Origin of the sequence: Desulfovibrio sp., assembly GCF_047607245.1 — a bacterium.
Classification (GTDB): domain Bacteria; phylum Desulfobacterota; class Desulfovibrionia; order Desulfovibrionales; family Desulfovibrionaceae; genus Desulfovibrio.
The window spans coordinates 1-17,402 of record NZ_JASGDK010000167.1 but is presented as its reverse complement, the minus strand read 5'-3'; the positions used below and the strand labels follow the sequence as shown (position 1 = coordinate 17,402).

Annotated in this window: 17 protein-coding genes; 7 read left to right on the top strand and 10 right to left on the bottom strand. The window is 53.2% G+C overall.

Translation table 11 applies throughout. The annotated features are described in order from the left end of the window. Positions 1-99: 99 nt before the first annotated feature. Positions 100-1,230 (bottom strand): cyclic dehypoxanthinyl futalosine synthase, encoded by a 1,131-nt coding sequence (gene mqnC / locus QM579_RS12530; RefSeq protein WP_414999468.1) that lies wholly within the window; start codon positions 1,228-1,230, stop codon positions 100-102. Beyond that, entirely contained in the window at positions 1,227-2,369 is a 1,143-nt protein-coding gene (gene mqnE / locus QM579_RS12525) for an aminofutalosine synthase MqnE (protein WP_414999467.1), read from the bottom strand. Before mqnE ends, mqnC begins: the two co-directional genes overlap by 4 nt. Before the next feature lie 84 nt (positions 2,370-2,453). On the opposite strand from mqnE, the gene QM579_RS12520 reads away from it, so the two are divergent. Together QM579_RS12520 and QM579_RS12515 are read left to right on the top strand one after the other, a co-directional pair. After that, entirely contained in the window at positions 2,454-3,311 is an 858-nt protein-coding gene (locus QM579_RS12520; RefSeq protein WP_414999466.1) for a 1,4-dihydroxy-6-naphthoate synthase, read from the top strand. A 158-nt stretch (positions 3,312-3,469) separates the two neighbouring features. After that, on the top strand, positions 3,470-4,909 hold the full coding sequence (locus tag QM579_RS12515) for an MATE family efflux transporter (protein WP_414999465.1): 1,440 nt from the start codon (positions 3,470-3,472) through the stop codon (positions 4,907-4,909). Between the two features lie 9 nt (positions 4,910-4,918). Here the strand turns inward: QM579_RS12515 and QM579_RS12510 are convergent, their stop codons facing one another. The 5 genes from QM579_RS12510 to QM579_RS12490 form a co-directional block, all read right to left on the bottom strand. After that, the gene (locus tag QM579_RS12510; RefSeq protein WP_414999464.1) at positions 4,919-6,436 is read right to left on the bottom strand and encodes a histidine kinase; all 1,518 of its coding nucleotides are present in this window, start codon (positions 6,434-6,436) and stop codon (positions 4,919-4,921) included. A 119-nt stretch (positions 6,437-6,555) separates the two neighbouring features. Beyond that, positions 6,556-6,957 (bottom strand): hypothetical protein, encoded by a 402-nt coding sequence (locus QM579_RS12505; protein WP_414999463.1) that lies wholly within the window; start codon positions 6,955-6,957, stop codon positions 6,556-6,558. Between the two features lie 157 nt (positions 6,958-7,114). Beyond that, positions 7,115-7,729 (bottom strand): bifunctional nuclease family protein, encoded by a 615-nt coding sequence (locus QM579_RS12500; protein ID WP_183717859.1) that lies wholly within the window; start codon positions 7,727-7,729, stop codon positions 7,115-7,117. After that, entirely contained in the window at positions 7,723-9,087 is a 1,365-nt protein-coding gene (miaB, locus tag QM579_RS12495) for a tRNA (N6-isopentenyl adenosine(37)-C2)-methylthiotransferase MiaB (RefSeq protein ID WP_414999462.1), read from the bottom strand. The genes QM579_RS12500 and miaB overlap by 7 nt, the downstream gene beginning before the upstream one ends. Positions 9,088-9,092: 5 nt before the next feature. Next, complete coding sequence (locus tag QM579_RS12490) at positions 9,093-9,467, bottom strand: hypothetical protein (protein ID WP_414999461.1); 375 nt, start codon at positions 9,465-9,467, stop codon at positions 9,093-9,095. A 394-nt stretch (positions 9,468-9,861) separates the two neighbouring features. On the opposite strand from QM579_RS12490, the gene QM579_RS12485 reads away from it, so the two are divergent. Continuing rightward, a complete protein-coding gene (locus QM579_RS12485) occupies positions 9,862-10,389 on the top strand; it encodes a hypothetical protein (RefSeq protein WP_414999480.1) in 528 nt (175 codons plus the stop codon). A 47-nt stretch (positions 10,390-10,436) separates the two neighbouring features. Here QM579_RS12485 and QM579_RS12480 read toward each other — a convergent pair whose 3' ends face one another. Then, positions 10,437-10,727 (bottom strand): DUF5334 domain-containing protein, encoded by a 291-nt coding sequence (locus QM579_RS12480; RefSeq protein ID WP_414999460.1) that lies wholly within the window; start codon positions 10,725-10,727, stop codon positions 10,437-10,439. Positions 10,728-10,794: 67 nt separating this feature from the next. On the opposite strand from QM579_RS12480, the gene moaA reads away from it, so the two are divergent. The 4 genes from moaA (at position 10,795) to QM579_RS12460 (ending at position 14,213) form a co-directional block, all read left to right on the top strand. Then, the gene (gene moaA / locus QM579_RS12475; protein ID WP_414999479.1) at positions 10,795-11,829 is read left to right on the top strand and encodes a GTP 3',8-cyclase MoaA; all 1,035 of its coding nucleotides are present in this window, start codon (positions 10,795-10,797) and stop codon (positions 11,827-11,829) included. Positions 11,830-12,107: 278 nt separating this feature from the next. After that, entirely contained in the window at positions 12,108-12,722 is a 615-nt protein-coding gene (gene ruvA / locus QM579_RS12470; RefSeq protein WP_414999459.1) for a Holliday junction branch migration protein RuvA, read from the top strand. Continuing rightward, positions 12,722-13,702, top strand: a complete 981-nt coding sequence (gene ruvB / locus QM579_RS12465) for a Holliday junction branch migration DNA helicase RuvB (RefSeq protein WP_414999458.1) — start codon at positions 12,722-12,724, stop codon at positions 13,700-13,702. Before ruvA ends, ruvB begins: the two co-directional genes overlap by 1 nt. Positions 13,703-13,823: 121 nt before the next feature. Next, positions 13,824-14,213 carry an ACT domain-containing protein gene (locus QM579_RS12460; protein ID WP_414999457.1) on the top strand — a complete coding sequence of 130 codons (390 nt, stop codon included), beginning with the start codon at positions 13,824-13,826 and terminating at the stop codon, positions 14,211-14,213. A 142-nt stretch (positions 14,214-14,355) separates the two neighbouring features. Here the strand turns inward: QM579_RS12460 and QM579_RS12455 are convergent, their stop codons facing one another. Continuing rightward, positions 14,356-16,437: a heavy metal translocating P-type ATPase gene (locus QM579_RS12455; protein WP_414999456.1), complete on the bottom strand. Its 2,082-nt coding sequence runs from the start codon at positions 16,435-16,437 to the stop codon at positions 14,356-14,358. Between the two features lie 34 nt (positions 16,438-16,471). Further along, positions 16,472-16,915 carry an ArsR/SmtB family transcription factor gene (locus QM579_RS12450; protein WP_414999455.1) on the bottom strand — a complete coding sequence of 148 codons (444 nt, stop codon included), beginning with the start codon at positions 16,913-16,915 and terminating at the stop codon, positions 16,472-16,474. Between the last annotated feature and the right edge of the window lie 487 nt (positions 16,916-17,402).

The window sequence follows — 17,402 nt, the reverse complement described above, 5'->3', positions numbered from 1 at the left end:
TAAAAATACAGTAATTTCGCTAACTAAAAGATGTGCTGAAAACACCCGGAAAGAAAGCCGTTTTTGTAGTTGCCTTCCTTCCGGGGTTGTCTTCTTAATTTATATTACAGGCTGTGGTTCCACAGGCTTGTAGTCCATTGTGCGCTGTATCGGAGTAAATCCGGCGGCGCTGATGACCTTGTGGATGTCAGCCCGGCTCATTTGAAATGATACGCCCGCAGCAGCTACGACGTTTTCTTCAATCATCAATGAGCCAAAGTCATTGGCGCCATAAAAAAGCGCCAATTGAGCCACATGCGGTCCCATTGTCACCCAGGACGCCTGGATGTTGGTCACGTTGTCCAGCACAAGGCGTGAAACTGCCAACATGCGCAGATAGGCTGGGGCAGGCAAAGGGTCTACCTGGATGCGAGTATGTGCTGGCTGGAAGGTCCAGGGGATAAAAGCTGTGAACCCGTGCGTCCGGTCCTGTACTTCGCGTACAGCAAAAAGGTGGTCCAACCTGTACGCCGGGGTTTCTTCGTGTCCAAACATCATAGTGGCCGTAGTGCGCAGTCCCAGCTTATGAGCTTCTTCCATTACGCCAAGCCACTGTTCGGCTGTGCATTTGTTGGGTGAAACCTGAGCGCGTACGCCTGTGTGCAGAATTTCAGCGCCGCCGCCAGGCAAAGACTGCAGTCCGGCGTCTTTGAGGCGTCTCAGCACTACCGGTACGGAGAGATTGAATTTTTCGGACCAGAAAAAGATTTCTGGCGGGGAGAATGCGTGAATATGCAGCTGAGGCCACGTTTGCCGCAGCCAGCGCAAAAGGTCTTCATACCACTCAAGCGGCAGGTCAGGGTGGTGCCCACCTTGAAGCAATATTTGCGTTCCGCCGAGATCCAGAGTTTCTTCTACCTTCTGGGCCATTTCTTCACGGCTGATGACATAACAGTCTTCATGCTCCGGCGCGCGAAAGAAGGCACAGAAGCGACAGGCGCACACACACACGTTGGAATAGTTGATATTGCGGTCGCCCACATAGGTGACTATGGGGGCAGGGTGCATACGCAGGCGCATGCGGTGTGCAAGTTGAGCCAAGGTGTGCAGGCTGGCCTTGTAGTACAAGGCTTCGGCGGCTGCGCGGTCAAGTCTTTGGCCGCTGGCTGCGAGCGCTATGGCTTCGCGCACATCGGCGAATTCTTGGCCTTGCTCTTCAAAGGGGCTGTGTGCGGGGGTAAAGCTGCTCACTGGCGCGCCTCCGGACTGTCTGAGTCATCCAAAATGTTAAAAGTAGCGTTACGCCGCACAGGCGTGAAGCCGGAAGCGCGTATGGTGTGCTCCAGTTCCGCAATGGTCATGCCTTGGGCTGACTGGGCTCCAGCCATGTGTCCAATGCGTTCTTCAATGATAGTGCCGTCCAGGTCGTCTGCTCCATACCACAATGCTACGGGAGCCAGCTTGGAGCCCATCATGATCCAGTACGCCTTGAGGTGTGGGATGTTGTCCAGCATAAGGCGCGCAACAGCCACAGTGCGGAGTTGGTCCAGGCCGCGTTGCGGGCCGACCTTGTCTTCCGGCAGTTTGAGAAGGCTGTTTTCCGTAAGAAAGGGCAGAGGAATAAAGCAGGTGAACCCACCGCTTTTATCCTGTTGCTCGCGCAGGCGGCAAAGGTGGTCAATTCTGTGTTCATAGGTTTCAAGGTGCCCGAAAAGCATAGTGCAGTTTGTCTTGATCCCCAAACTGTGCGCCTCGCCAGAAATGCGCAACCATGCGGCGGCGTCTGCTTTATGAGGGCAGATTTGCGGTCGCAGTTTTTCATCAAAAATTTCTGCGCCGCCTCCCGGCATCATGACTAGGCCAGCAGCTTGCAGTCTGCGAAGAACTTCAATTGTGCTGATGCCCTCAAGTCGAGAAAAATGTTCTATCTCAACCGCAGTAAAGGCTTTTACCGGCAGATCGGGATTGAAGGCGCGCACTGCACGAATCATGTCCTCAAACCAGGACAGTGGGCGTGTTGGATGGCAGCCGCCCACAATATGCAATTCGTCCAGGTGCAGTGGCGTTGAATCCGCATCACGCAGGCGCGCCAGCACATCGTCGAGACTTAGCGCAAAGGCGCCTGAATCGCTTTCAGCATCGCGGCGAAAGGCGCAGAATGTACACCCATTGACGCAAACATTAGTATAGTTGATCTGCCTGTTCACCACGTAGAAGGCGTTGTGTCCGTGCAGGCGGCATCGCACATGCAGGGCAAGAGCTCCAACGGCAGTAATGTCTGGGCAATTGAACAGGGCAATGCCATCTTCAAAGCTCAGGCGTTGCCCGGAAAGCACTTTTTCGTGGATGGACGAAAGGCCAAGTGCGGCGTAGTATGCAGCGTCTAACATGATGAAATCCTGTGGGGTGGATTGGGCCAAAATGACCGAAAGCAGAGTAGGCCGCCCGCCGCACGCTGTCAATGTGAGGAAAGCATGTCTTCTGTTTTGCCGCCCAATCCGTTCCAAACCTTGAGGTTCGGATTTTCACCTTGCCCCAATGACACCTATATTTTTCACGCGTTGCTGCACGGCCTTGTGGCCGCGCCTGCGGCTTTGCGCCCTCATATGGCTGATGTGGAAGAGCTGAACTCGCTGGCGCAAAAAGGCCAGCTTGAAGTCACCAAGCTCTCATTGGGCGCGGTAGCTGAAGTTATGGACAACTATGCCCTGCTATCCTCTGGAGCGGCCTTGGGGTGGGGGTGCGGTCCGCTGGTTGTGGCCCGAAAAGGGATGTCGCCTGAAGAATGGAAAAATGTCACTGTGGCGGTGCCAGGCCTGTTGACCACAGCTAATCTTCTGCTTACCTTGCACGGCGGTTTTCAGGGGGCACGACAAGAAATGCTGTTCAGTGACGTCATGCCCGCCGTGGCAAGAGGCGAGGCAGATATGGGCCTTGTCATCCATGAAGGGCGCTTTACATATGAAAAGCTTGGTCTGACCAAGATTCTCGATCTGGGACAATGGTGGGAGAGTGAATTCCATCTGCCCCTGCCTTTGGGCGCCATCGCGGTACGAAGGGATGTGCCTTTGGCTCTGGCCCGCCGGGTACAGGGGGCCATAACGGCCAGTTTGGCTCATGCTAACGCGCACCCGGACGCTTCGCATGAATATATCCGTTCTCATGCGCAGGAAATGGATGCAAATGTTACGCGTGCCCACATCAAGACCTTCGTGACAGATTTTAGCCTGGATCTTGGAGCTGCGGGACGATCTGCCATTGAGCATCTTGTTCAACGCGCTGCGAAACTTGCGGGTAAAAACCTTCCCGTCGAGGGATTGTTTTTGCGCTGAACAGCGTAAATGGCGGTAGAAATGCCGCACTTCGTTATTTATTTCTGGCGATTACTGCGTAACCTGTCTGGCTTGAAATCGCACCGGCCAGTATTCGGCAGCCATGTCATGTTTGCGGCAAGTCGCCACGGATCACCTTCAACCCCCCAAAAACTGGTATGCTTCACAAATACTTTTCCTGGTCCGAAGCCCGGCGTTTTTACGCTATTGGCCTGCCAATCTTTATTGCCCAACTCTCACAGACTGGTATGACTTTTGCCGACACCGCCATTGCCGGTCAGTACAGCGCCGAACATATGGCGGCTGTGGCTGTGGGCAGCAGCGTGTGGGTTCCTGTCGCCCTGCTTGGTATTGGCTGTCTATTGGCCCTTCCTCCTCTAAGCGCACAGATGGTTGGCTCTGGAAAGCCGGAAAAAGCGGCGCACCTTTTGCGTCAGGGTTTGTGGTTGACCCTGGGGTTAAGCATCGTGCTTATGAGTTTTTTCTACATAGCCTCATGGAGGATGGAGTCCTTTGGATTGCAGCCGGAAATGGCACGCGTTTCTGGAGGTTTTTTGCGTGCCATTATGTGGGGATTGCCCGGGTTTATGCTTTTTGTGAATCTTCGAAGCTTTCTTGAAGGTTTTGCACGAACTCGCCCGGCAATGATCATCGGGCTCATTGGATTGACCATCAACGTGCCATGCAATTTCATTTTTGTTTACGGCAAATTCGGCATGCCTGAACTGGGCGGGGTTGGGTGTGGCGTGGCCACAGCCATCAGCTTTTGGGTTATGGCTTTAAGCATGCTGTTTTATGTACGCCGCGATTCAAAAAATACCTGTCTGCAGCCCTTGTTTGCGCCGTTGTGGCGTAAGGCCTCTCCTGAAGGAGGGGTACATGCAGATGGGAATATTGAGGTGCAGCCACGTTTCGACGCTGCTCTGGTCTGGCGTGTGTTGCGCATCGGCACGCCCGGAGCACTGGCCCTGTTTTTTGAAGTTTCGCTCTTTGCCCTCAGCGCCATATTGTTAGCTCCGCTGGGCACAGTAATGGTTGCTGGCCACCAGATAGCACTCAATTTTGGTTCGCTGGCCTTTATGGTTCCCTTGTCTCTTTGCATGACCGTCACCATTCGCGTGGGGCGCTGCCTTGGGGCACAGCAAGTAGAGCGGGCTCAACTGGTGGCACGGACGGCTCTTATCCTCAGCGTGGCCTTTGCGCTCGCCATTGCCTGCTTTACGGTTTTGTTCCGGCAGGAAATTGTGCGTATTTATACTGATAATCCTGAGGTCATGGCCCTTGCCATACACCTTTTGCTTTTTCAGGCGGCATATCAGGTGGTGGACGGTCTTCAGGTCACAGGTATCGGCATTTTGCGCGGCTACAACGATACGCGGATCATCTCAGCTATCTGCTTCATAGCCTATTGGGTCATTGGGCTGCCCTTGGGGTTCGTGCTGGCGCGCACTAACCTGCTGACACCGCTTATGGGGGCGCAAGGTTTTTGGATAGCCTACATAGCAGCCCTTGGGTTCGGGGCCCTGTGCTATTTGCTGCGTGTGCGCTTTTTGCATGGGCTTACGCCAGAAGCTGTGCTTGGGCGGGTTCGGCGGTAGGATTGAAGGCTATTGCTTGTGGCGGCGGGCCATCTTCCAGGTATATTTCATCACTGACAGCAGATCGCCAAGCCCGGACTTACCGTTGCCGTGGCCCCCACTGTCGCTGGCTTCGCCCATTGGTTCCAGAGGATACATGTTCTCGTTTTTTTGAAACTCTTTGCTTGTTTCTCTTGCTTGCAGGCTCGGCGAGTCTTCCTCCATATCCATAAATTCCGTTTTGCCCTGTCCCCATAAGGGGACGGGGAGAACGGATGCACTGTTTCCACCAAGCTGTTTTTCCTGTGCAGCGTTGTCGGGTCTTGAAGGCGTTGCCACAGAGGTTATCGCTGACACTCGAGCTTCTGTAGCAGAGCCTGTGCCTATACTTGCCGGAATTTTTGAAGCGTCTGCATCCCGGATGTTTTCAGACTGTTCGGCATTTTCGCGTTGACGAGCCGCTTGGCGGGCCGCCAGCCATTGGCTTTCCGCCGCTTCCTGCCGCTTTTTGTCTTCTTGCTGGCGTGCAAGGTTTTCCAAATTTGAACGAATGCCTTCCGTCAGCGGGCCAGCAGCCATGCCCATTACACGACCAAGACTTGCTTCCAGTTCTGCCAGCATGTGTTGTGGCTCGTCAGCGCCGAGGCAGGTCTGGGCTACGCGTTCGGTGAGCTGACGCCGCGGTGTAACGTCATACCCTTGCGCCAGTATCTCGGCGGCTTCATCATACTGCCCCTGGCGCATCATTTGAAAAGTTTCTGCCAGAAAGGGGCTCTTGGCTTCCGGATCTTCCTTGAGCAAGCCAGCATACACCGCTCGTGCCCTGTGCCAATGGCGAGCTCTTACAAATGTGATCGCGGCCTGCCCAAGATAATGGCGATAGCGTGTTACATCACCCTTGCCTTTCCAGGCAACAGCCATACCCAATTCGGCATGACCCTGAATAAGGGCTCCGCGCAGCGCGCGCTGAAATGCATTTATGGCATTGTTCCATTGGCGTTGCTGCAAACATTGCATGCCAACGCGAAAGTAGTCTTCAGGTCCGCGCACCGGCTTGAGCAAAATGCCGTAGGTTGCAAGAGCCTGATCAAAAGAGCTGGTATCTGTGTAGCGCTGGGCGGTCTCGAGTTGCTGCAAGCTTGGACGCGATGCAGTAAGGGACTCAAGATGAGCTTTGAGAATATTGATGGAATATGGGCGCGCCAGTAGGGCACTGGCTCCACAACCCAGGGTCTTGAGTTGCTCCACTTCTCCGTCATTGGGCAAAATAAGCAAAATTGGCAGATCCAGTAGCAGGGGGTGCTGACGCAGGATCGCGCAGAACTGTTCGCCGTCCATGTCAGACAGTCTCTGTGTGCAAACGACTACATCGGGCATGAAGGAGGCTCGCCCGGTGTCAAGACCAGCCAGCATCCGGGCTGCGTCTATGCCGGACGTCATGCACTCCACCCGGCTTGCCCCGGCATCTCGCAAGGCCCGACGATCAAGGCTGGCCAGAGAATCGCTTTCGCTGAGGAGAAAAATATTCAAAGAGGTGGGGCGGGTCATGTAGATCCTTACAGGCAAGGGGGCAAAAACCGCCGGAGGCGTTGAAAGCTTGCAACGGGTTGGTGTCCGTTATGTTCCTCCACAAATTCTATAGAGGTGTGGCTCAGTAGGCAAGCGAATCAGCGGGCGAAAGGGATGATGCGGGCGTGGCGCACTGCGGAGCCTTCCTGATACTCCTCATCTGCCATGCCTGGATATGTGGCGTGGCAGTAGGGGCATTGCATAGTTTTATGCGAACGCTCCAGCCGGATGAGGCCGCCCTCACTTTCGTAGCAATGGGGGCAAAACGGTCCCTGCCTCAAATTATTGGTGAACAGCCAATAAAATCCGTCTTTAGATTGGAGATTCTCATTAAGAAAGGCCGCATCCTCCAGTGTTTTCAGGCGGGCACGGAGCATGCTTATCTCATCACGAAGCGCAATACAACGAGATTGAACTTCCATGAGCAGATGACGCGCCTTACGATATTGTCCCGAGGTAAAGAGATCATTTATTTCTTTGAAAAGGCGATAGTCCAGCATGTTTTTTTCCCTGTTATGCCATCTCTTCGGAATGGGAGAAAAAAGCTTTAGGCTGGGTTTGAGCGGACACTACGCCAATTATGTGAACAATACTTATGGGTTTGCGTGTGTTTTTGGCTAGCTGGAAAGTTGATAGAATTTTCCAGCGAGAGCTCTATTACATTTTGCGACGTGAAATTGGCTCGAGTGAACGCAGCATTTCACGAAAGCGGCGGTCTTCTTCCGGGTCAATATTGTCGGGCAGGGTGGTCCCGCGCAGCAGCTGACTGTGCAAGATATCAGCCTCTTTGCGGGCACCAGCCTTGCGTACCATGTCTGTAGCTGCATCGGGCACAGGCGACAAGACCTCTTCGTGCAGGCGTTGCTCCGCTTTTTCCTGAGCTTCTGCAGCCCGGCGCAAAACGTCCTCATTCACCATAATAGGCGCTTCTGCCCGCATTGCCAGGGCGATGGCGTCTGATGGCCGGCAGTCCACCCGCACTCGTCCTTCTGGCCCATTAAGAACCAGAAGGGCAAAAAAGACGCCTTCCTTGAGGTCAGTGATTTCCACCCTTGCGAGTGATGCCTTGAGCGCCCTCAGGGTCATAAGTAAAAGATCGTGCGTGAGTGGGCGCGGCAGGCTTTCCTTGTTAAGCACAAGAGATACAGCCATAGCCTCCATAGCGCCAACCCAGACGGGCAGGACTGTCTCGCCATCCACTTCACGCAAAATGACAATGGGGGTTTTTGTCTGCGGGTCGATGGTCAATCCAAAGACATTCATCTCTACCATAGCTCCCCCGTGCGTATGGCCATCAGGCTGTGCTTTTTTGCCTCAGTAATTCGCACCTGCACCAGCTGTCCAGTATGGTCAGCACCTGCAGGTAAGGGTACATGCACCGGCACGCCATACGGATCGCGCCCCTGCCAGCTGGGTTCCTGCCCCTCGCCAATCTTGGGGCTTGGTCCTTCCAGCAGAAGGGTGGTTTGCTCCTGCGCTTCTTTGCGGCCAGCAAGCCAACGCGCCCCAAGTTCATCCTGCAAAGCTTGCAGGCGGAGCAGGCGGTCTTGGGCTATGTCTGAGGGAACTTTATCTGGAAAAAGTGCCGCTCGGGCGCCAGGCCGATCAGAATAAATAAAAGAAAAACTGGACATAAAGTCACAGGCCCGCATCATGTGCAGCGTTGCCTGAAAATCTTCTTCTGTTTCTCCCGGAAAGCCGACGATAAGGTCAGTGGACAATGCGAGGTCGGGCCTTGCGTTGCGCAGATTTTCTACAAGGCGCAAGAAGGCTTCACTGTCGTAGCGGCGGCGCATGCTCTTGAGTACAGCGTCGGAACCAGCCTGAAGGGGAAGGTGAAGGCGCGGGCACAATTGAGGCAGTTCTGCAAACGCAGCCACATCTTCAGGGCCCATATCCTTGGGGTGTGGTGTCACATAACGCAGGCGTTCAAGACCCGGCAAGGCTGCAACCTGCCGCAGCAATTGAGCGAAGCTCGTTCCATCACCGCTTTTGTCCTGGCCGAAGGCATTGACGTTTTGCCCAAGCAGACTGATTTCCCGTGCCCCCTTGTCAAGAACCGCCTGGCATTCTTCAAGGATGGCCGCCGATGAACGCGATTTTTGCCGCCCGCGCGTGAAGGGAACGATACAATATGCGCAGAAGTTGTCACACCCTTGCATGATATTGATGTAGGCTACGGGGCCAGAAGGAGCCGCAGAGGTTTCTGGTCCGGCTTCCCGTTCAACATAATGGCTTGTGAAATCCAAGAGTGAAAGCCGTAAGCCCGGATCTTCAAGCAGGCGTTCAATAGCCGCTGGAGCTCCACTGATGCCGTCACTGCCTGCTACCAGACGAACCTGTTTTTCTTTTGCAAAAAAAGCCTCGCCCAACTGTTGCGCAACACAACCAGCCACACCCACCAAAACACCGGGGTTTCCCCCTGTTACCTGGCGGATACGCCCAAGAGCGCTGATGACTTTTTGTTCCGGTTTTTCGCGCACTGAGCAGGTATTGACTACAACCACCTGCGCTTCTTCAAGCGGAGCTTCGGTAAACCCGCGTGTTGCGAGTGCACGCCCCAGCCATTGGGAATCGTGCACATTCATTTGGCAGCCGAATGTTATGATATGGTAAGTTTTTTCAGTCATAGCGATTATTGTTCGATATCCAGATCAGCCTCGTACATGCCGGAAGCCCCTTCTTCTTCAAGAGCGGCAACGCGATCTTCCAGCCAGTCCAGTACGGCGCGGGCCGTATGATAGTTGAGCAGAACACGGCTGTGAATGCAGCGGGTAACTTCGCGCAAATCGTCCTCACCAGGCACCATCTCGTGGCCAATAGAGCCGTCAGGCGCTACAAGTTGCTCGGAAAAGGCTGGCAGTGAATCACTTTCGTGATAGAAGTTCATTTCTATTTCGCCCTGAGGATTAATGCCCCCCCATACGCCGTGGGCCGTCTGAAGGCGGGCCTCTTTGTCCATATCATATCTGTAGCGTATTTTAGCCGGATGTGCGTTTGGTTTGTTCATGCGCCTTCCTTTACATTTCGTATACGTATGGGGCAATGGAATATGATAAAAAAGCGGCTCTGCCAAGTAAAGCTGCTTCCAGGCCAATGGCCGCTTGTTTGCTTTTGTTCTCAACTGAGGGCTGAATGCAAAGGTCATTTTGCTTGGCTGCTCATGAAAATAACCAGAAAATATTGGCACGCCAGTATAAACTTGGCTCAATTTGTGTGCAGGGCTCTTGACGATACCCGGCCCTTGGTTAAACTATCAATGGGGAGTATGCGAGTCCGGTCGCCGGTCGCAAACCTGTTTCAGTGACGGCCCAACGCCGTTCTTTATTTCTATTGAAGGAGCATATGTGAGCGAGGCAAACAGCACGGGCGTGAAGGAACACGACATCCGCCCCTATTTTGATATGGAAGGTTTTTTGGTCATGAGCCAGGAAACCCGCCTTGGGGGCGCAGTTCTGGAACGTCTGGTCGAATTGTGGGGGCAGTGGTTGCCGCAACTCAAAGTGCGCGAAATCACCACAGGAAAAATTTCTTATCTAGCAATATGGCTTCCAGAAGAAGTGGAAGTGGAAGTGGACGAGGCTTGGGGAAAATCTGCGTCTGACGGGTTCATGATAAACAATTTGGCGCAATTCATGTGTATGAGTGTAGTGCAGGCCATACTTCCCCAGGTGGAGGACGCAGGCTGTGCGCCGTCGCCCAGGCCTACAGAAGCTTTGAGAGCCGCTTTAGCTGATCTTGGGCTTGAATATAAGCCCGGTGGAACGCTACTGGCCCGCCGGTATGCGGTTGTGACGCATTTTCCTTTCCGCGGCGGCTGTGAAATCTGCCACCTTCAGGCTCAATGCCCCAAGGGGCAGGGACAAGCCGAGAGCGCCAGCATCCTTTTGCCGGGCTATGAGCACGGCGCAGATGAAGGTACTCCCAATTAAGAGAAAGCCTATTGGGCGCTGCCTACTCAGACTGCGCCCAATAGCTTTTAGCGTCCTTCCATAACAAGGGTTCGCGTTGCACCAGAAGGGGTGCGTACAACCAATTCCACGGTACGCGCATTTCGAGCAACGCTTTCAACAAGACAGGTTTCAATGGTGTCGGAATCGTAATTACGAACATCCACTGCGTCGCCCTGTGAGGGCACACGATCGGGAGTTACTTCCACCAAGTCTGAGGAGGCAGCGTCAAAACCGTCCCATGCCCGGGCATCCGGGGGGGCGCACAAGGCAAAACTCAGGATGACCGCGAGGGTCGCTCCTATAAGCAGGTGTTTCATGCAGGCAGATGTAAATCCATTTTCGCTTCTTGGCAACAGGGGAAACGTCACGGAATCGGACAACATCATGAAAAAAAGCGCTTCGTGCCTTGGCGAGCAGGGGTTGTCTCGCCTTATGGACAGCCACGGGCGTATTGTTCGCTATTTGCGGCTTTCCATTACTGACCGTTGTAATCTCCGCTGCATTTACTGCTGTAGCAATGCCCGGCAAACCTGCATTCCACATCCTCAGGTCCTTCGGTATGAAGAAATGGCCCGTATGGTGAGCATCATGGCCCACATGGGAGTGGTCAAAGTTCGTCTAACGGGGGGAGAGCCTTTTGCCCGTAAGGGATGCGATGATTTTTTGTTTATGCTGCATCAGCGTTTTCCCGATCTGGATCTCCGCCTGACGACCAACGGAACCTTGTTGGAGCCGCATATTCCCTTGTTACAACAAGTTGGCGTGAAAGTGGTCAATATGTCGCTGGACAGCTTTGACCGGGAAACCTTTGCCCGCGTAACCGGGCGCGACATGTTGCCTGCCGTTCTGGCCTCGCTGGACAAATTACTTGCGGCGGGCATCAAGGTCAAAATCAACGCTGTGGCCATGCGCGGCATCAATGACGGCCAAATGGATGACTTTGTCCACGCGGCCCGCAGCATGCCTATAGATTTGCGTTTCATAGAGTTTATGCCAATGGGCAACGGAACCCTATGGAATGAAAACACCTTTTGGCCAGCGTCACAAATCCGCGCCGAAGCAGAAGCGCGCATTCGCCTTTTGCCTGTGCGTGATGATTTGGCAGAGGCCGGGCCTGCCCGTATGTTTGCAGTTGCGGGAGGGCAGGGACGGCTTGGGTTTATCACAGCGGTTAGCTGCCATTTTTGTGGATCGTGCAATCGGCTTCGGATCACCAGTGACGGCAACCTTCGTACCTGCCTTTTTGATGACAAAGAGTACAGTTTACGCGACATGCTGCGCGATACCACTGTCACCGATGCTCAAATCGGGCAAACTTTAAGTCAGGCCTGTGCTGAAAAACCCATTGGAGCAGATTTGTTGGCCAATCGAACCAAAGAGGCCGTTGCAAGCAGGCAGATGGTGGGCATCGGCGGTTAGTCGTCCGATAGTGCGGTATTTGAACATTCAGGTCGTTCAGTGTAGGCTTGTTCAAATTGAGACCACGAATGTTTTTCAATACTGAGCAATTTTTTGTCACCGATGAACTCATGCCTTTGTCAGTTCGCAGCAAGGCTGAAAACCGGAAACAAGCTTTGTCGTTTCAGCAGAATTGCCCACCGCTAAAAGAGTTTCTTTTTTGTGGCAGGGCATAGCAGCAGGCAGCAGTATAGCAATTTGCATCATCAGCAGTACTTTTCAGACCTGCAAGGGAATTCATGATAGCCTATCTGGAAGGCCGTTTGGCCGAAACATGGGGTAATGCCTGCCTGCTTGTCACTGAAAGCGGTGTTGGCTACGAAGTGGCTTTGCCCGCGCACACTTTAGCAGGTTTGCCCGGCAGAGGTGAGCACCTTGCCCTGTATACCAGTCTTGCCGTGCGTGAAGATGCTCTGGAACTTTTTGGCTTCTCGACCTTTGAGGAACGGCAAACTTTTGAAGTGCTGGTTTCCATCTCCAAGGTGGGGGCACGCACGGCCTTGTCCATTCTATCCATTTACAGGCCCGACGATTTGCGCCGCATAGTGTTTGAAGACGATGTAATGGCGCTCACGCGTGTATCAGGAATCGGCAAAAAAACAGCCCAGCATGTTTTTTTGGAGTTAAAGTACAAACTTAAGGTCGATGAAGCTCCGCAAACTGCCGTTCTGGCTGCAACGGGACAAAAGCCAGGTTCGGTGTTCCGAGACGTACTTGATGGCCTGGCCAACCTGGGCTATGCCGAGGACGAGTGCGCTCCGATGGTCAAAAAGCTCATACTTGAAGAACCTGACCTTGACGTGACAGGCGCACTAAGGGCCGCATTAAAAGCGCTGGCCAGAGGGAGATCCTGATGGCGGACCTCTGTCAGCCCCAGTGCGCTACTATTGACGATAGCGTGCGCCCGCGCAGTCTGGATGATTTTATTGGCCAGGATGATCTGCGGGCCAATCTTCGTGTGTTTCTTGATGCCGCCCGCGAACGCGGCAAGGCACTTGATCATACGCTTTTTTACGGTAATCCTGGCCTGGGAAAGACAACGTTGGCCCAGATTATGGCTGCGGAACTTGGCGTCAACCTGGTCTGCACCTCTGGTCCCGTACTGGAACGTAGCGGTGATTTGGCCGCTATCCTTACCAATCTGGGCCGCCACGATATTCTTTTCGTGGACGAAATTCACCGTATGCCCATCGCAGTGGAAGAAGTTCTTTACCCTGCTATGGAAGATTTCAAGCTCGACCTCGTCATAGGTCAGGGGCCGGCAGCCAGAACTGTCAAAATTGACCTTGAGCCCTTTACTTTGGCAGGGGCGACTACTCGCATGGGGCTTATTTCGTCTCCGTTGCGTGACCGTTTTGGCATTGTGGCCCGGCTTGAGTATTACAGCCCCGCCGATCTTGCCCGCGTGGTGCAGCGTACCGCCCGTATCCTTGATGTGTCTATTACGCCTGAAGGGGCAGAAGAGATTGGCCGCCGATCCCGTGGTACACCGCGTATCGCCAACCGTCTGCTGCGTCGCGTGCGGGATTTTGCTCTGGTGCACGGCAACGGCCAGGTGACGGGCAATGAGGCTTCTGCGGCGCTTAAGCGCATGGATGTGGATGAACAGGGCCTGGATCAGATGGATCGCAAGCTGCTTGAAGTGCTTATTAAACATTATGATGGTGGCCCAGTAGGCATCAAAACTCTGGCTGTTGCCTGTTCTGAAGAGGTGCGCACAATTGAAGATATCTACGAACCATATCTCATTCAGTGCGGCTTTCTCAAGCGTACTCCACGCGGCCGTATGGCCACCTCCAGAGCCTATACGCACTTGAAGCTGTTGCTTTCCTGATATTGTAGATGGGAAATGTTGCGAGGTTTCTTGCGCTCAATAAGTACCATAAAAATTGTTATTAAAATCGGCTGCTCACGTTTTGCGGCGGCCGTTTATATTATGATAGGTGGAAAATTTTATGCTACTTGAGGTGTTGGATGGAGAGTTTTGCATCTGCAAGGTGGCAGATACCCACGCTGTGAACCTTGATATGCCTTGGTTGTTTGTGGGCAAAACTGACACGGAACTGTCTGTGGTTTGTCTGGTTGAACATGCTCCAGCGCAGAGTCTTGCGCGTGAAGACGGGTGGCGTGCCTTTCGAGTTGCTGGGCAGATGGATTTTGGTCTGACGGGCGTGCTGGCAGGTTTGGCTACGGTACTAGCACAGGCGGCCATCAGCATTTTTGCGCTTTCAACCTTTGATACGGACTATATCTTGGTGAAAGAGGAAAAACTCGCGAAGGCGCTTGAGGTGCTAGAGTTGGCTGGATATGAGGTGCCCCGGGCTATTTTGTCGCCGGAAAAATAGGGACGCGCATTTCAGGTTTTGAGGCCGATGTAACGAAACCCCTGTGCCATCCGTAAACGCTTTTATACAACTGTCCTATATAAATGAATGAAGGGCATCGCTCGCGAGCGATGCCCTTCATTGCCTTGCAGAGCTGAATGCTCTACTTGGTATCAATCTTTCCAGCGCGAGCTGCATTAAGCACAGCCATAAGGGCCACGCCCACATCAGCAAACACCGCTTCCCACAGACCTGAAAGACCAACAATACCAAGTCCCATGAACACTCCTTTGATGCCCAGCGCCATGATAATATTCTGCCAGACAATGGTTCTGGTACGCCGGGCAATGCGGAGTAATTCTGGCAATCTGGCAGGATTGTCATCAAGAATGACAACGTCGGCGGTTTCAATGGCGGCTTCTGCGCCAAGCCCCCCCATCGCTACACCTACGCCAGCTGTAGCCAGCACTGGCGCGTCATTAATGCCGTCTCCCACAAAGAGAGTATGCTTGACGGGACCAAGAGCTTCGAGAGCCCCAGCCTTGTCCTCTGGCAGAAGGTCGGCTTTGAGCACATCCAGCTTAAGGCGTTGTGCCACAGGGCGGGCCTGCTCTTCGCGGTCTCCGGTAAGCATGGCTATGGTGCTCACACCCATATGGCGCAGCCCTTCAATGGCCTCTGGTGACTGAGGCTTAAGCCGGTCAGCGACCACAATGGCTCCAAGCAAGCGTCCATTTTGAGCCACTTGAACGACACTTCCGGGGATGGTCACGGCCTGAGGCGTAATGCCGTGAGATTCCATAAGAGCAGCGTTGCCTGCCAGAAGGGTAGTGTCGGCAACGCTGGCAACTACCCCTTTGCCAGGGATTTCCTGCATGCTTGTTATGGCCGTGTCGTCAGTAACGATATTGGCTGCAAGGGCCGCCCGTATGACAGAGCGCGCAATAGGGTGGTTGGATCTATTTTCAGCAAGGGCCGCTGTGGCCAGCAATTCATTAGGTGCAATGCCTGAAGCAGGCAGCACGGCACTGACCTCAAAAACTCCCTCGGTAAGGGTGCCTGTCTTGTCCAGTGCGGCAACTCTGATATCGCGCAGACTGTCCAATACCGCCCCGCCCTTGATGAGAATGCCCCTGCGTGATGCCGCGCCTATGCCGCCAAAGTAGCCCAGCGGTATGGAAATGAGCAGGGCGCACGGGCAGGAAATGACCAAAAGAACTAGGGCGCGATAGAGCCATTGCGAAAAGTGACCCAAACCCAAAAGCGGCGGAATTACAGCGACCAGCAGGGCGAGGCCCGTAACTGCCGGGGTATACCAGCGCGCCATGCGAGTGATGAAGCGTTCGGTTGGTGCCTTGCGGGCAACAGCTGTCTCTACCATTTCCAGAATGCGAGCAATGGAGGATTCGGCAAAGGCCGCAGTAACCTCTATTCGCAATGAACCATTAAGATTGATGGTTCCCGCATGTACGCGGCCGCCAGGCAAAAGCCGTTGTGGTACGGATTCCCCGGTAAGGGGCGATGTGTCAACCTGAGAATCCCCTTCGAGCACAGTACCATCCAGGGGGATTTTTTCGCCTGGGCGCACCAAAATGAGGCTACCGGGTCCAAGATCTTCGGGTTTGACGTCGCGTGTGCTGCCGTCGTCTGCAATCTGGTGCGCGATACTCGGTCGAGCAGCCAGAAGAGCTTTGACCGAACGCCGCGAACGTCCGGCAGCCCGTTCCTGCACGAATTCACCAACACAATAAAACAGCATAACGCCAACGGCTTCTGGCAGCTGCCCCAATGCAATCGCCGCAATAGTTGCGCCACCCATTAAAGTGAATTCATTGAAGAAGTCTTTATTCAGAATACTGCGTAATCCCAAGCGAAGAACATCGTAACCGCAAAGGATGTAAGGCAGCGCGTAAAATATCGTTATAACCAGCCAGTTGGGAATGTGCTGGGCCATACGCTCGTCTGCAACCATGCCAATAGTAAAAAGCACGGCAGAAATTCCCATCCGCATGAGTTCGCGCTTTTCATCTCCAGGGCCGTGCTCGTGGTCATGATCATGACAACCGCAGGAACTGCAGCCACAACCAGAGTCTTCTTCATTAACTGTAGAGGTATCAGCTTTAGGCGACGCTTCGACACAAGAGCAAGGTTGGCCCTGCGCTTTTAATGGTGTCAGTTTGTCTGTGGCGCAGCAGCCGCAACCTTGACCTTGATGTCCACTGTGATCTGTTGAGCAATTGCTCATGGGTGAATCTCCTGTGGCAGACCTGATGTGCTGTTCAATTGCCATTATTTTCTGTGGAGACAGTTTCAACGCTTGTATAAGCGTCTTCACTACCGTCCACTTCGTCAGCGGGAACTTGAATATGCTTGCGTTTCAAAAACTCATGGATGTTGGTATTATGTGTGATGCCCAACAAGGCCGCCTCGTCTTGCGCAATTTGTGGACTGTCTGCCAACTCAGAGGAAACCCAGTCGAGCGCTGTTCTGATGCTCGGTGACGGGTTATGTGGCAAACGATAGTAGACCCATCTGCCTTTTTTGACGCTTTCAATAAGTCTAGCCTGACGGAGCAGGTACAGGTGCTTTGACGTGGTAGATGCCGCCAAACCAAGAAGCGTGGTAATTTCACATACGCAAAGGGTTCTGAGGCGCAAGGCCATGAGAATACGGACACGATTTTCGTCTCCTAGTGCGCGTACTGTAGTGATAAAGTTAAACATTATCCCTCCTCGATACTGGTAACGCTCCAAACGATTGTCTTCTATAATATAAGTTGGTTGCCTTGGTGGATTACTCCTAGTTGCTTCAAACCTACGCGTCAGTAAATATTAATTCGTCTTCTGGCGAAATATAAAAATGATGATGATCAGTGTCAAGGTTATTTCGTTATTCTACGAAATATGAAGTATATGTTTGCAAGCTGAGTAAATGCATTCGTTGTTGAAGGAGGTGTTTATTTTTAATATGATGTAATAATTGACTATATTATGTTTTAAGCACAATCGCATGTGCCTTTGGCAAATATCTATATTGACAAAAGAGAGTGGGTTGCCTATCTTGCAACACGTCGCGTCGGTGACTTGAAAACGACACACAAGCGAAACAAAGTTTCGCGAAGTCGAAAAAAAGTGATTGACGGGGTTCGAAAAGAGGAGCATAAGTCTCCCTCGCTCATACAAAACTGAATAATGACTTTGACTTGCGATG

Coding starts and splice junctions, on each gene's coding strand:
- mqnE (WP_414999467.1), bottom strand. CDS start 2,369: ATGTTAGACGCTGCATACTACGCCGCACTTGGCCTTTCGTCCATCCAC.
- QM579_RS12520 (WP_414999466.1), top strand. CDS start 2,454: ATGTCTTCTGTTTTGCCGCCCAATCCGTTCCAAACCTTGAGGTTCGGA.
- QM579_RS12515 (WP_414999465.1), top strand. CDS start 3,470: ATGCTTCACAAATACTTTTCCTGGTCCGAAGCCCGGCGTTTTTACGCT.
- QM579_RS12510 (WP_414999464.1), bottom strand. CDS start 6,436: ATGACCCGCCCCACCTCTTTGAATATTTTTCTCCTCAGCGAAAGCGAT.
- QM579_RS12505 (WP_414999463.1), bottom strand. CDS start 6,957: ATGCTGGACTATCGCCTTTTCAAAGAAATAAATGATCTCTTTACCTCG.
- QM579_RS12500 (WP_183717859.1), bottom strand. CDS start 7,729: ATGGTAGAGATGAATGTCTTTGGATTGACCATCGACCCGCAGACAAAA.
- miaB (WP_414999462.1), bottom strand. CDS start 9,087: ATGACTGAAAAAACTTACCATATCATAACATTCGGCTGCCAAATGAAT.
- QM579_RS12490 (WP_414999461.1), bottom strand. CDS start 9,467: ATGAACAAACCAAACGCACATCCGGCTAAAATACGCTACAGATATGAT.
- QM579_RS12485 (WP_414999480.1), top strand. CDS start 9,862: ATGGAAGGTTTTTTGGTCATGAGCCAGGAAACCCGCCTTGGGGGCGCA.
- QM579_RS12480 (WP_414999460.1), bottom strand. CDS start 10,727: ATGAAACACCTGCTTATAGGAGCGACCCTCGCGGTCATCCTGAGTTTT.
- moaA (WP_414999479.1), top strand. CDS start 10,795: ATGAAAAAAAGCGCTTCGTGCCTTGGCGAGCAGGGGTTGTCTCGCCTT.
- ruvA (WP_414999459.1), top strand. CDS start 12,108: ATGATAGCCTATCTGGAAGGCCGTTTGGCCGAAACATGGGGTAATGCC.
- ruvB (WP_414999458.1), top strand. CDS start 12,722: ATGGCGGACCTCTGTCAGCCCCAGTGCGCTACTATTGACGATAGCGTG.
- QM579_RS12460 (WP_414999457.1), top strand. CDS start 13,824: ATGCTACTTGAGGTGTTGGATGGAGAGTTTTGCATCTGCAAGGTGGCA.
- QM579_RS12455 (WP_414999456.1), bottom strand. CDS start 16,437: ATGAGCAATTGCTCAACAGATCACAGTGGACATCAAGGTCAAGGTTGC.
- QM579_RS12450 (WP_414999455.1), bottom strand. CDS start 16,915: ATGTTTAACTTTATCACTACAGTACGCGCACTAGGAGACGAAAATCGT.